11 protein-coding genes are annotated in these 12,477 nt (G+C 72.7%); 4 read left to right on the top strand and 7 right to left on the bottom strand.

What is annotated here, in order from left to right:
• Positions 1–87: 87 nt before the first annotated feature.
• The gene (locus tag BUQ68_RS15870) at positions 88–954 is read right to left on the bottom strand and encodes a TIGR01459 family HAD-type hydrolase (RefSeq protein WP_075216980.1); all 867 of its coding nucleotides are present in this window, start codon (positions 952–954) and stop codon (positions 88–90) included.
• A 105-nt stretch (positions 955–1,059) separates the two neighbouring features.
• Here BUQ68_RS15870 and mutL point away from each other — a divergent pair, with 105 nt between their 5' ends.
• Positions 1,060–2,955, top strand: coding sequence for a DNA mismatch repair endonuclease MutL (gene mutL, locus BUQ68_RS15875; protein ID WP_075216981.1), 1,896 nt, complete (start codon positions 1,060–1,062; stop codon positions 2,953–2,955).
• 11 nt (positions 2,956–2,966) lie between these two features.
• Here the strand turns inward: mutL and BUQ68_RS15880 are convergent, their stop codons facing one another.
• A complete protein-coding gene (locus BUQ68_RS15880) occupies positions 2,967–3,971 on the bottom strand; it encodes an NAD-dependent epimerase/dehydratase family protein (RefSeq protein ID WP_075217076.1) in 1,005 nt (334 codons plus the stop codon).
• Between the two features lie 139 nt (positions 3,972–4,110).
• Between BUQ68_RS15880 and BUQ68_RS15885 the strand changes: the two genes are divergently transcribed.
• Positions 4,111–5,007: a LysR family transcriptional regulator gene (locus BUQ68_RS15885; protein ID WP_075216982.1), complete on the top strand. Its 897-nt coding sequence runs from the start codon at positions 4,111–4,113 to the stop codon at positions 5,005–5,007.
• 34 nt (positions 5,008–5,041) lie between these two features.
• Here the strand turns inward: BUQ68_RS15885 and rsmD are convergent, their stop codons facing one another.
• Together rsmD and BUQ68_RS24270 are read right to left on the bottom strand one after the other, a co-directional pair.
• Positions 5,042–5,602: a 16S rRNA (guanine(966)-N(2))-methyltransferase RsmD gene (gene rsmD, locus BUQ68_RS15890; protein WP_245293281.1), complete on the bottom strand. Its 561-nt coding sequence runs from the start codon at positions 5,600–5,602 to the stop codon at positions 5,042–5,044.
• The gene (locus BUQ68_RS24270) at positions 5,583–7,709 is read right to left on the bottom strand and encodes a pseudouridine synthase (RefSeq protein ID WP_075217077.1); all 2,127 of its coding nucleotides are present in this window, start codon (positions 7,707–7,709) and stop codon (positions 5,583–5,585) included. The genes rsmD and BUQ68_RS24270 overlap by 20 nt, the downstream gene beginning before the upstream one ends.
• Positions 7,710–7,835: 126 nt before the next feature.
• Here BUQ68_RS24270 and BUQ68_RS15900 point away from each other — a divergent pair, with 126 nt between their 5' ends.
• A complete protein-coding gene (locus tag BUQ68_RS15900) occupies positions 7,836–8,264 on the top strand; it encodes a nucleoside deaminase (protein ID WP_075217078.1) in 429 nt (142 codons plus the stop codon).
• Here the strand turns inward: BUQ68_RS15900 and BUQ68_RS15905 are convergent.
• Complete coding sequence (locus BUQ68_RS15905) at positions 8,236–9,111, bottom strand: patatin-like phospholipase family protein (RefSeq protein WP_075216984.1); 876 nt, start codon at positions 9,109–9,111, stop codon at positions 8,236–8,238. The genes BUQ68_RS15900 and BUQ68_RS15905 overlap by 29 nt on opposite strands.
• A gap of 30 nt (positions 9,112–9,141) precedes the next feature.
• Positions 9,142–10,413, bottom strand: a complete 1,272-nt coding sequence (purD, locus tag BUQ68_RS15910) for a phosphoribosylamine--glycine ligase (RefSeq protein ID WP_075216985.1) — start codon at positions 10,411–10,413, stop codon at positions 9,142–9,144.
• Positions 10,414–10,763: 350 nt separating this feature from the next.
• Between purD and ubiA the strand changes: the two genes are divergently transcribed.
• Positions 10,764–11,702: a 4-hydroxybenzoate octaprenyltransferase gene (ubiA, locus tag BUQ68_RS15915; protein ID WP_075216986.1), complete on the top strand. Its 939-nt coding sequence runs from the start codon at positions 10,764–10,766 to the stop codon at positions 11,700–11,702.
• Between the two features lie 24 nt (positions 11,703–11,726).
• On the opposite strand, the gene BUQ68_RS15920 is transcribed toward ubiA, so the two are convergent.
• Entirely contained in the window at positions 11,727–12,290 is a 564-nt protein-coding gene (locus tag BUQ68_RS15920; protein WP_075216987.1) for a DUF6101 family protein, read from the bottom strand.
• Positions 12,291–12,477 lie beyond the last annotated feature (187 nt).

Raw genomic sequence — 12,477 nt, forward strand, 5'->3', positions numbered from 1 at the left:
TCACCTTGATCCGGCCCGCCCTCGTGGCGGGCCTTTCGTTGTCCGGTGGATCTTGGACGGGCCCGGCGTCCGCCGGGTTGGCCGCTGTCACCAGACCAGGCGGGGGAGGGCGGCCGTGACGGCGACGCCCTCGATCGCGAGCCGCTTAGCGACAAGCGCCGGATCGGGCGCGTCGGCGGGGCCGAAGTCGGCGGCGTGGATGCCGGCCGTCACCATCAGCACGCCGATGCCCTGCCCGAAGGCGCCCTTCACGTCGGTCGGCAGCGCGTCGCCGATGGCGAGGATCCGCTCCTTCGGGATCGACCGGCCGGAGAGCCGATTGAGCGTGCCGATCGCCACCTCGTAGACCGGTGCGTGCGGCTTGCCGACGATCATCACCCGGCCGCCCATTTCCGCGTAGAGCTGGGCGATCGCCCCGGCGCAGTAGATCAGCCGGTCGCCGCGCTCCACCACGATGTCCGGGTTGGCGCAGATGAAGGTGACGTCCCGGGCAAGCATGCGCGAAAGCGAGGCCCGGTAGTCCTCCGGCGTTTCGGTCTCGTCGTCGAAGAGGCCGGTGCAGACGACGATCTCGGCCTCGTCCTCGGAGACCAGCGTCAGGTCGAGGCCGGCGAAGAGCGGCAGGTCGCGGTCCGGGCCCAGATGATAGGCCCGCTTGGCGCCGCCTTCGGCGAGCAGCGTCCGGCACACGTCGCCGGAGGTCACGATCGCATCGTAGGCGCTGCGGGGGATCTTGTAGCGATCGAGGATGACCTCGATCTCCGCCGCCGGCCGGGGCGCGTTGGTGAGGAGCACCACCTTGTTGCCGGTCTCGGCCCGGTAGCGGGCGAGCGCCTCTCCGGCGGCCGCATAGCCGATCACACCGTTGTGGAGCACGCCCCAGACGTCGCAGATAAGCCCGTCGAAGCGGGCGGCGAGGGTGGCAAGGCCAGGGACGAAAGGGACGGTCTGCATGGGGACAGGCAGTAGTCAGGGAGCGTGACCGGGTCAAGACAGGGTTTCGCTCCACGGCCGAATCCGCGATGGTCGGACCCCGTTCCCTTCCGGTCCGCCGATCCCATGCCCGTCCGCCAGCTCTCCGAGACCACCGTCAACCGCATCGCCGCCGGCGAGGTGGTGGAACGTCCCGCGAGCGTGGTGAAGGAACTGGTGGAGAACGCCCTCGACGCCGGGGCCACCCGCGTGGAGGTGGTGACCGCCGGCGGCGGCAAGACGCTCGTCCGCGTCACCGACAACGGGTCGGGCATGACGAAGGACGACATCGTCCTTGCAGTGCAGCGCCACTGCACCTCCAAGCTTTCCGAGGACGACCTCCTCGACATCCGCACCCTCGGCTTTCGCGGCGAGGCGCTGCCGTCCATCGGGTCGGTCGCCGAACTCGCCATCGAGACGCGCCACCGGGCGGAACCGCACGGCTGGGCGCTCTCGGTCTCAGCCGGCGAAACGTCGGAGGTCCGCCCGGTAGGCCTGACCGAAGGCACCCGGATCGAGGTGCGCAACCTCTTCTTCGCGACGCCCGCGCGGCTGAAGTTTTTGAAGACCGACCGGGCCGAGGCCGGCGCCGTGACGGAGATCGTCAAACGCCTGGCACTCGCCCATCCGGCGGTGCGCTTCCAGCTCTCCGGCTCCGACCGCTCCACCCTCGACCTGCCGGCCGTCCGCGACGGGGCGAGCGAGGCGCGGATCGCCCAGGTGATGGGGGCGGAGTTCGTGGAGAACGCGGTGCCGGTCGTCGCCGACCGGGAGGGCGTCCGGCTCACCGGGCTCGCCGGGCTCGGCACCTACCAGAAGGCGAACGCGCTCGCCCAGTATCTCTTCGTCAACGGCCGGCCCGTGCGCGACAAGCTGCTGATGGGCGCCATCCGCGCCGGCTACGCGGACGTGATGGCGCGCGATCGCTTCCCGGCCGTCGCCCTCTACGTGGATCTCGATCCGCACGAGGTGGACGTCAACGTGCACCCGACCAAGGCGGACGTGCGCTTCCGCGACCCGGGCCTCGTGCGCGGGCTCGTGGTCGGCGCGCTCCGCCATGCGCTCGCCGCCGCCGGCGCCCGGGCCGCCTCGACCCATGGCGCGGCGACGCTGCACACCTTGGCGCTGTCCGCCGGCACCGCCGCGCCCATGCGGCGCTCAGGGGGAGGGGGCGGTGGCTTCGGCGCGCGGCCGATGGGCTTCGACTGGCGGACCGCGCCGCTCCGCCCGCTCGACGACGTGCTGCCGCCGGGCGGCCTGGGTGAGCCTGCCCAGACGCCCTACGCGCCGGTCGAACGCGGCGACGCGCTGGCCCGTCCGGCTCAGGCCGCCTTCGACGCGGTGTCAGAGGCCGTGTCAGCCGATGCGCGCGCCGGCATCGGGGAACCGGCGCCGGAGGCGGTGGCGCGTCCGCTCGGCGCGGCGCGCGCGCAACTGCACGGCACCTACATCGTGGCGCAGACCGGCGACGGCCTCGTCATCGTCGATCAGCACGCGGCCCACGAACGGCTCGTCTACGAGCGCCTGAAGGCGCAGCTTGCAAGCCGGGTGGTGACCCAGATGCTGCTGATCCCGGACATCGTGGACATGCCCGAGGAGGACGCCGACCGGCTCCTCGCCCGCGCCGAGGAACTCGCCGAACTCGGCCTCGTCGTGGAAGGCTTCGGACCGGGCGCCGTGGCGGTGCGCGAGGTGCCGGCGCTCCTCGGCGCGGTGGATGCCGCCGGTCTCGTCCGCGACATCGCCGACGATCTCGCCGAATGGGACCAGGCGACCCGGCTCAAGGAGCGGCTCGACCATGTGGCCGCCACCATGGCCTGCCACGGCTCCGTACGCGCCGGCCGCCGGCTCCGGCCGGAGGAGATGGATGCGCTCCTCCGCGAGATGGAGGCGACCCCCGCCGCCGGCCAGTGCAACCACGGCCGGCCCACCTTCGTGGAGCTGAAGCTCGCCGACATCGAACGCCTGTTCGGCCGCCGCTGAGGGCGGGCGTGTCAGCGCGTCGGGTGGGCCAGTCCGGCTGTCTGCGCGCCGGGTGCCGCAGGTTCCAGGCAGCCGAGATCGGCGAGTGTCGCCCGAACCGCGGCGTCGAGCGGGGTGTGCGGTTCCGCGCCGAGCGTGGCGACCAGCCGGTCGTTGACCAGCCGGGCCGGGGACGACCAGAAGTACCGCATCTCGGCAAGCTCCCGGAAAAGCGGGACGAACGGGCCGACAAGCCGCATCAGGGTCCAGGGCAGCGCCTTCACCGGCAGGTCCTGCGCGCCGAGGGCCCGGCGGATCGCCTGGATCATGGCGGTGCCGTCCGCGTCCCAGTGCCCCGCCATGTGATAGGTGGCGAACGAGGCGAGATCGTCCCGCTCGAGGAGGCGCACCATCGTTTCCGCCACGTCCGGCAGATAGGCCCACTGGTGGCCGACGCCGGGGCGGCCCGGATAGGTGATGGCGCGCGGCCGGACGCCCGGCGTCACCAGCGCCTGCGAGAACCAGTTGTTGCCGGCCCGCGGTCCGAAATAGTCGCCGGCCCGGACGACGAGGGCGGTGGCCTTGCCGTAGTTGGCGGCTGCCGCGAGCCGCCGTTCCATCTCGGCCCGGATCGCCCCCTTGCGGGTGAGCGGGCGCTGGGGGGATCGCTCGTCGATGCGGGCCAGAACGTCCGGTCCGTAGTTGTAGACCGTGCCCGGCAAGAGGATGCGGGCGCCGTTCGCCTCGGCGGCCGCGATGGTGCTGTCCAGCATGGGAAGCACCAGCTTGCCCCAGTGGCGGTAGCCCGGCGGGTTGACCGCGTGCACGATCAGGTCGGCGCCGTCCGCCGCAGTCCGCACGTCGGCGGGTCGGAGCGCATCGCCGACAACCCAGGCGATGCCGTCCCGCTGACCTGTCCGGCTCGCGTCGCGGGTCATGCCGCGCACCGTCCATCCGTCCGCAACGAGGCGCCGCGCCACCGCGCCGCCGATCCCGCCCGTCGCCCCGAGCACCAGGGCCGTCTGTGTCCGTGTCATGTCCCGTGTCTCCGCGTGTTGCGATGACCGGAAGATGGCGCCGCGCTCGAACATAAGAAATTGTGGAAAAGCGTTCGGTTGCTATACGATTTTCGATGAGCGCCGATGGCGTTTCATGGACCCGAACGGGAGGTTGCCCATGACCGTCGAACCGGGTTGGGATCTCTATCGCACGTTTCTGAGCGTTGTTGAGGAGGGCTCCCTGTCCGGGGCGGCGCGGGCGCTTGGTGTGACGCAGCCGACCGTGTCCCGACACATCGACGCCCTGGAGGCCTTTCTCGGCTACGACCTCTTCCTCCGGACGCAGCGCGGGCTGCTGCCGACCGAAGCCGCAAACGACCTCCGGCCGCATGCCGAACGGCTCGCCGCCGCGGCCGCCGCCCTGGTGCGCGCGGCCTCGGGCCACGGCACGGCCGTCCACGGCACCGTGCGGGTGAGCGCCAGCGATGTGGTCGGCGTGGAAATCCTGCCGCCGATCCTGGCGGACCTCAGGCTGCGCCATCCCGATCTCACGGTGGAACTGGTGCTGACCGATGCGGTGGAGGACCTGTTGCGCCGTGACGCGGACGTGGCGGTGCGGATGGTGGACCCGACCCAGACGGCGCTGGTCGCCCGGCGCGTCGGGGTGCTGCCGCTCGGGCTCCATGCCCATCGGCGCTATCTGGAGCGGCGCGGGCGGCCGGAGAGCCTGGCCGACCTCGCCGGTCACGACCTGATCGGCTTCGACCGGCAGACCGCCGCCGTGCGCGCCATCGCGGCGCGGCTCGGCCTGCCGGAGGCGACGTCCTTCGCGCTCAAGGTGGACAGCAATGTCGCCCAACTTGCCGCCGTCCGGGCGGGCGTCGGCATCGGCATCTGCCAAGTGGGCGTTGCCCGGCGCGACCCGGACATGGTCCGCCTGCTGGCGGAGGCCGTCTCGCTCGACCTTCCGGTGCATGTGGTGATGCACGAGGACCTTCGATCGAGCCCACGCTGCCGGGCGGTGTTCGATGCCCTGGTGAGCGGCCTCTCGGCGGCGGTGCGCGCGGCCGCCTGACCGGTTCCGAACCGGTGGATGTCGCGCGGCGCCCTCAGCCGAGGCGGGCGAACTGCACCTGGGTGTCTCCGTAGTCGCGGCGGTCCAGCGGTTCGAGGCCGGCGGGCCAGGCGATCTCGGCTTTGCCGGTCTCCTCCACGACGACGAGCGCGCCGGGGGCGAGCCAGCCGCCGGACAGGAGACTGGCGAGAGCGCGGTCGGCGAGGCCCTTGCCGTAGGGCGGGTCGAGGAAGGCGAGGGTGTAGGGCTCCGCCGGGCCGATGACGCCCATGCCGGTGGCGTCGCGCCGGAAGATGCGCGTGGTGCCCATCAGGCCGAGCGCCTCCTGGTTCTGGCGGATGAGGCCGCGCGCCTCCGCCGCCTCCTCCACGAAGAGGCAGGTCTTGGCACCGCGGCTCATGGCCTCGAAGCCGAGCGCGCCGGTGCCGGCGAAGAGATCCATCACGCGGGCCTCCTCCAGAACCCGGTCGTAGCCGTGTTCCAGGATGTTGAAGAGGCTCTCGCGCAGGCGGTCTGATGTCGGCCGGATGGCAAGCGAACCGGCCGGCGGCCCGGCGAGGGCCGTTCCCCGATACCTACCGCCGACGATCCGCATCCCGCCCTCTCGGTTTGCCGCCACCCGGTCCCGACCGGCCGCCGCCATCCGGCCGCGGTCGTCCGCCGCCCTGCGGGCGCGCCCCCCCGTCCGGCCGCCGGCTCTCGTCGCGCGGCGCCCGCGCGGGGGCGTCGCCGACGGGGCCGCGTCCCTTGGTCGGCCGCTCGGCGCGGGGCGCACCGCCGCGCCCTTCTGCCGGTCGCTCGGCGCGACCGGCTGCGGATCGCTCGGCGCGACCGGCTGCGGATCGCTCGGCTCGGCCGGTGGCTGGTCGCTCGGCTCGGCCGGTGGCTGGCCGCTCGGCGCGACCGGTAGCCGGCCGCTCGGCTCGGCCGGTGGCTGGCCGTTCAGCGCGACCGGTGGCTGGCCGCTCCGCTCTGCCGGATGCCGGCCGCTCTGCACGAGCGACGACAGCGCGTTCTCCGCGACCGGTGGCGGATCGTTCATCGCGCCCGCCGGACGGCCGCTCCGGGCGACCGGTGCGGCGCGGGCCGTCGCCGGTGTCGAGGCGGGTGTCGGGGCGCGGCTTGTCGGCGCGGGGCCGCTCCGGACGATCGGCGTCCGCCGCCCGCCCGCGCCCGCCAGTGGCCGGCCGCGCGCGCGCCTCGGTCCGGCCCGGCATGGGCGAGCCGGCGCGCTTCTCGCGGGCGAGCCGGATCTTCTCCGCGCGGCGGGATTCCGGACCGTCCACCTCGGGCTTCTCCCGGTCGCGGGTCTTGGCGGGGCGGGGCGCAGCGCCGGCGGCGCGGACCGGCCGCTTCGCCGGGCCGTCGACGTCCCGCGCCAGAGTACGGTCCGGCCGTTCGCGCGGCGCGGCGCGGGGTGTCTCGTCGAGGTCGCGTTCGCGACGGGGTCGCACCTCGCTGGAGAAGCGCATGTCACCGCGCGGCTTCGCCTTGACGTCGCCGCGGGTCGCCTGGCGCACCTCCGTCACGGCGCGCTCGCGCCGTTCGGCACCTTCCCGGGCCGAAAGCGTCAGGCGGTTGCGGCCCTGGTTGCGCTGGGCCGTCTCCTCGTTGGCGTGCTCGATGTCCGCCTCGTGCCGTCGCCGGCTGGAGCGGGCGTCGGGGCGGCGGCCGTCGGCGTTGCGGTCGCGGAGGGCGGGCGCGCGCTCGGCGCCCGGCCGGGCCGGCGCCTCCCGCTCGATCCGACGGGCCGGTGCGCGGACCCGCTCGGCGCGGGCTTCCGGCGGCTCGGCGTCGGGCCGGGGACGGCCGGCCGGCGCGCGGTCGCGGCGCATGGGCGTCGCGCCACCGGCGTCGTCCGCGTCGGCGGAGCGGCGGCTGCGGATCGGCATCTGCGGTAGCCGGTCCTCCTCGCGCACGGCGAAGTCGGCGCCGGACTGGGCCACCAGGGTCGGCCCCAGCTGCTCCTTGAGGACGCGGCGGGGAACCTCCTCGACGGCACCGTCGTCCAGGTCGCCGAGCTGGAACGGCCCGAAGGAGACCCGGATGAGGCGCGTGACGTCGAGGCCGAGATGGCCGAGGATGTTCTTCACCTCCCGGTTCTTGCCTTCGCGAAGGCCCATGGAGAGCCAGGCGTTGACGCCCTGCTTGCGCTCCAGCGTCGCCTCCACGGCCCCGTAGAGGATGCCGTCGATGGCGACGCCGTCGCGGAGCTTGTCGAGTTCGGCCTGCTCCACGGAGCCGTGCACACGCACCCGGTAGCGTCGGAGCCACCCTGTGGAGGGCAGTTCCAGCACCCGGGCGAGGCCGCCGTCGTTGGTGAGGAGGAGAAGGCCTTCCGTGTTGATGTCGAGGCGGCCGACGGTCATCACCCGCGGCAGGTCCGGCGGCAGGAGGTCGAACACGGTCGGCCGCCCTTCCGGATCGCGGGTGGTGGTGACGCAGCCGCGCGGCTTGTGGAAGAGCCAGAGGCGGGTGCGGTCGGCGGAGGGGAGCGGCAGGCCGTCGACGAGCACGACATCGTCCGGCCCGACGGTGACGGCGGGCGTCGCCAGCGTCTTGCCGTTGAGGCTGACGCGGCCGTCCTCGATCCAGGTCTCCGCCTCGCGGCGCGAACAGAGGCCGGCGCGGGCGATCACCTTGGCGATTCGCTCCGGTGCGCTCTTCGGCGCGGTGGGGGTTGAGGTCTTGGGTGTCTTCATGGCAGGCGTGAATAGCAGGGAAACCGCCGGCAAGGAACGAGGATCGTGACAGCGGGCAAGGACGACGACCAGCCGCCCGCCGCCGGAATCGCGGCCGGGGCCGTGGCGGCCTCCGCCGGGTCCTTCATGGACCGGGCGCTCGAGGAGGCGCGCGCCGCGTCGGTGCGCGGCGAGGTGCCGGTCGGCGCCGTCGTGGTCCGCGACGGGGCGGTGATCGCCGCCGCGGGCAACCGAACGCTTCAGGACCGCGACCCGACCGCCCACGCCGAGGTGCTGGCGATCCGGGCCGCCGCCGCCCGGCTCGGCTCCGAGCGGCTGATCGGCTGCGATCTCTATGTGACGCTGGAGCCTTGCCCCATGTGCGCGGGTGCCATCTCGTTCGCCCGCATCCGGCGGCTCTACTACGGGGCCGGCGACGAGAAGGGCGGCGCGGTGGACCACGGCGTTCGGCTCTACGCCAGCCCCACCTGCCACCACGCGCCGGAGGTCTACGCGGGTCTTTGCGAAACCGACGCCTCGACGCTCCTCAAGGAATTCTTCCGTCGGCGCCGATGACATCCGCCGCCGCGCGGCCCTCCAGGAGCGTCTCGACCTTGCGCTTGACCTCGTCCTTCACGGCCTGGGTGGATTTCAGGATGGCGAGCGCCTTCAGGAAGTCCATGACCTTGAAGAGGTCCACCGCCGGCTTGATCAGGATGTCCGGCGTGCGCGACTTCAGTTTTTCCGCTGTCAGGGTCTGCATCAGGATCTGGCTCGCCCCGAAGATGCTCTCCGAGGCGTTCGGGATCGGCCGGTTGGCGGGCCGGACCGGCATGCCGACCACGTCGACCGCGATCACCAGGTCCACGTCCGCGGGGAGCCGGTCGAACGGGAGCGGGTTGACCACGCCGCCGTCGATCAGCACCCGCCCGTCGATCTCCACCGGCCGGAACAGGATCGGAATGGCGATGGAGGCGGCGATCGCCTTCCTGAGCGGCCCGGAGGAGAGCGCCACCTCCTGGCAGCCGTAGAAGTCCGCCGCCATGACGGTGAACGGGATGACGAGGTCCTCGAAGGTGGCCGGCAGGTCGGCGGGCAGGAAGAGCTCCACGGTCCGTTCCGCGTCGAACTGCACGAGGCCGCCGCCGAAGAGGTCGGCGAAGGTCTTCGGGCGCAGCTGCCAGACCTTGCCCCACACGTCCCCCTGCTTGGCGAAGGTCGCCTGCACGAACTCGCGCACCGCCGCGCCGGTCATGCCGGCCGCGTAGCCGGCGCCGATGATGGCACCGATGGAGGAGCCGGTGACGGCGACCGGGCGCAGGCCCATCTCGTCCAGCGCCTCCAAGACGTGCACGTGCGCCAGCCCGCGCGCTCCGCCGCCGCCGAGAGCAAGGCCGATCCGAGGGGAGGCGGATGTCGACATGAGCAGCAGTCCGTTGCGAGAAGCCCGCGATCAGGCGCGGGTGCCGACGGCGCGCCAGCCGATGTCGCGGCGGCAGAAGCCCTCCGGCCAGCGGATCGCGTCGACGGCCGCGTAGGCGCGCGCCTGTGCCTCGGCCACGTCCGCGCCCATGGCGGTGACGGCGAGGACACGGCCGCCGTTGGCGACGAGGCGGCCGTCGACAAGGGCCGTGCCGGCATGGAAGACGGTGGCGCCGAGCGCCTCGGCCGCATCGATGCCCTCGATGGCCGAACCCTTGTCGTAGGCGCCCGGATAGCCCTTGGCGGCCATCACCACGGTGAGGGCGGTCTCGTCCGAGAAGGCGACCTGAACGTCCCGGAGCCGTCCCTCGGCCGCGGCGAGTGCCAGCTCCAGAAGGTCGCTGGTCATCCGCGGCAGCATCACCTCGGTTTCCGGATCGCCGAACCGGGTGTTGTACTCGATCAGCTTCGGCCCCTCGGCGGTGATCATCAGGCCGGCGAACAGGATGCCCGTGAAGGGCGTGCCGCGCCGGGCCATGGCGGTCACGGTCGGGCGGACGATCTCCGCCATGATGCGCTCGGCCATGGCGGCGTCGACGATCGGGGCGGGCGAATAGGCGCCCATGCCGCCGGTGTTCGGGCCGGTGTCGCCGTCGCCCACGCGCTTGTGGTCCTGGGCGGCGGTCAGCGGCTTCACGGTCTCGCCGTCGGCGATGGCAAAGAAGCTCGCCTCCTCGCCGACCAGCAATTCCTCCACCACCACCTCGGCGCCGGCGGCCCCGAAAGCGCCCTCGAAACACGCGTCGACGGCGGCAAGCGCCTCCTCCACGGTGTCGGCCACAACGACGCCCTTGCCGGCGGCGAGCCCGTCCGCCTTGACGACGATGGGCGCGCCCTTCTCCAGCACATAGGCGCGGGCGGCGGAGGCCTCGGCGAAGCGCCCGTAGGCGGCGGTCGGGATGAAGGCCTCGCGGCAGAGGTCCTTCGTATAGCCCTTGGAGCCTTCCAACTGGGCCGCCACCCGCGACGGACCGAAGGCCCGGATGCCGGCGGCCGCAAGGTCGTCGACGATGCCGGCGACGAGCGGCGCCTCCGGCCCGACGAACACCAGGTCGACGCTTTCGCGCCGGCAGAAGTCCACCACGGCGGCATGGTCGGTGACGTCCAGCGCGGCGATCTCGGCAAGCGCCGCGATGCCGGCGTTGCCGGGCGCGGCCGTCAGCCGGGTGAGGCGCGGCGCGGTCTTCAGCTTCGCCGCGATGGCGTGTTCGCGGCCGCCGGAGCCGATCAGAAGCACGTGCATCGCGGCGATCCCTTCCAACCTCGTGTTCACGAAGCGCGCCTAGCACGCCGCGGCGCAGGCGCCAAGGGCCGAGACGCTCGCGAGGGGACAGGCGGGGGTGGACCTATGCAAGGGAGGCAAGCCGGGATGGCGGCGCTGCGGGTCGCCGCTCAGGACCCGCCTTCTGCCCCAAGGCGTCACCCCGGCGAAAGCCGGGGCCCAAACGTCATCGACGGCATTCGCACCCAGCGCAAGGCGGTACGGTCGGTTGGATCCCGCGTTCGCCGGGATGACGGAGGCGGGATGGCCGCGTCGAACTGGGTCCGCCCACCCCTCTCGCCACCCGCGCCCGAACCGGCTACATCCACCCCATGAGCGAACGCCCCGACCTTGCCATTCCGGACGCCCGACGCGGGAACTGGGTGGAGACCTTCGCGCCGGCCTGGTTCCGGCCCTATGCGCAGCTGGCCCGGCTGGACCGGCCAATCGGCTGGTGGCTGCTGCTCTGGCCGTGCTGGTGGTCGCTGGCGCTCGCCACCGGGGCGGCGGGAGAGCCGGTGCCGAACCTCTGGCACGGCTTTCTCTTCTTCGTCGGCGCGGTGGTGATGCGCGGGGCGGGCTGCACCTACAACGACGTCGTCGACCGGGACATCGACGCCCGGGTGGCGCGCACCCGCGCCCGGCCGATCCCGGCGGGCCGGGTGACCGCCAAGCAGGCGACGGCCTTCATGATCCTTCTGTCGCTGATCGGCTTCCTGGTCCTCATCCAGTTCAACCTCTATTCCATCCTGCTCGGGATGGGGTCGCTGGCGGTGGTGGCCGTCTATCCCTTCATGAAGCGGCTGACCGGCTATCCGCAGATCGTGCTTGGCCTTGCCTTCTCGTGGGGCGCGCTGATGGGCTGGTCGGTGACGTTCGCGGATCTCGCGGCGCCGGCGCTTCTCATCTATGCGGCGGCCGTGGTCTGGACGGTCGGCTACGACACCATCTACGCCCACCAGGACCGGGAGGACGACGCGCTCCTCGGGCTCGGCTCCACGGCGCGCAGCTTCGGGACGGCGACGCCGGCCTGGCTGACGCTCCTCTACGGCGCGACGGTGCTCCTGGTGCTGATGGCTCTGGCGACGGCGGGGGCGGGGATCTTCGCCTATCTGGGCGCCTTCGGCTTCGGCGCCCACCTCGCCTGGCAGGTGGCGCAGTTCGACATGACCGACGGCGACCGCTGCCTGATGCTCTTCAAAAGCAACCGGGAAGCGGGGCTTCTGCTCTGCGTCGGGCTGGTGGCGGACGCGGCGGTCCGCTCGCTCTGAGCGGATGCGCGCGGCCCGGCGGCCTTACTCCGGGGCGATGATCTCGCGCAGGCCCGAAAGCACCGGCATCGGCGCCTTGGTGCCCGGCTTGCGGCGGACGAGGAAGCGCGGACGGCGGTTGGCGAACTGGTTGACGCGCCGGCGCGGCAGCGGCCGATCCATCGGGATGGCGGCGGGGCGGCCGATGGAGCGGGCGGCGCCGTCGAGGTCCACCACCAGCATGGGCAGCTTCAGGGCGGTGGCCCAGGCCTCCCAATCGTCCGCGGCGGCGTCCATGTCGCGGGTCACCAGCAGCGGCAGGCTGAGCGCCGGGTCGCGGTGCAGGAGTTCCACGCTCGCCGTCATGGCGAAGGCGCCTTCCGGCACCACCCGCACGGCGACGCCCTCGTAGGCGTCTAGCGGCAGGCTGAGGGTCAGCGGCAGGCCGGAGAGGCTGCGCTTCACCACCACACCGCGCTCATCAAGATAGACCGACGCGTCCGCGCTCGCCGGCTGGCCCCGTTCGGTCGGCACCTGGAAGCGGGCGGGCAGCGCGCGCGGATCCACCCGAAGGTCGCGTCCGATCCAAACCGGATTGAGTGCGGTCATTCTGTTCGGCCCCGTTCGTCATGAACCCTTGGGGAAGGCGCGGGCGACGCTTGCACGCCGATCCGCCTTCGCTTCCATGACGCCACCCTAGGCTGGTGCCGGCCTTACCTGGCTTAACCGACGCGGTTGATTTTTCCTTGCTCTCTGAAAGGGTTAGCGTTTCCTGAAGCGCACCGGGGCAGAACGC

Origin of the sequence: Mongoliimonas terrestris (assembly GCF_001927285.1) — a bacterium.
Taxonomy (GTDB): Bacteria; Pseudomonadota; Alphaproteobacteria; order Rhizobiales; family Pleomorphomonadaceae; genus Chthonobacter; species Chthonobacter terrestris.

Excerpts from the sequence above, each read along its gene's own strand:
- BUQ68_RS15900 (WP_075217078.1), top strand. The coding sequence starts at position 7,836 with ATGGACCGGGCGCTCGAGGAGGCGCGCGCCGCGTCGGTGCGCGGCGAG.
- BUQ68_RS15920 (WP_075216987.1), bottom strand. The coding sequence starts at position 12,290 with ATGACCGCACTCAATCCGGTTTGGATCGGACGCGACCTTCGGGTGGAT.
- BUQ68_RS15870 (WP_075216980.1), bottom strand. The coding sequence starts at position 954 with ATGCAGACCGTCCCTTTCGTCCCTGGCCTTGCCACCCTCGCCGCCCGC.
- ubiA (WP_075216986.1), top strand. The coding sequence starts at position 10,764 with ATGAGCGAACGCCCCGACCTTGCCATTCCGGACGCCCGACGCGGGAAC.
- purD (WP_075216985.1), bottom strand. The coding sequence starts at position 10,413 with ATGCACGTGCTTCTGATCGGCTCCGGCGGCCGCGAACACGCCATCGCG.
- BUQ68_RS24270 (WP_075217077.1), bottom strand. The coding sequence starts at position 7,709 with ATGAAGACACCCAAGACCTCAACCCCCACCGCGCCGAAGAGCGCACCG.
- BUQ68_RS15885 (WP_075216982.1), top strand. The coding sequence starts at position 4,111 with ATGACCGTCGAACCGGGTTGGGATCTCTATCGCACGTTTCTGAGCGTT.
- rsmD (WP_245293281.1), bottom strand. The coding sequence starts at position 5,602 with ATGCGGATCGTCGGCGGTAGGTATCGGGGAACGGCCCTCGCCGGGCCG.
- BUQ68_RS15880 (WP_075217076.1), bottom strand. The coding sequence starts at position 3,971 with ATGACACGGACACAGACGGCCCTGGTGCTCGGGGCGACGGGCGGGATC.
- BUQ68_RS15905 (WP_075216984.1), bottom strand. The coding sequence starts at position 9,111 with ATGTCGACATCCGCCTCCCCTCGGATCGGCCTTGCTCTCGGCGGCGGC.
- mutL (WP_075216981.1), top strand. The coding sequence starts at position 1,060 with ATGCCCGTCCGCCAGCTCTCCGAGACCACCGTCAACCGCATCGCCGCC.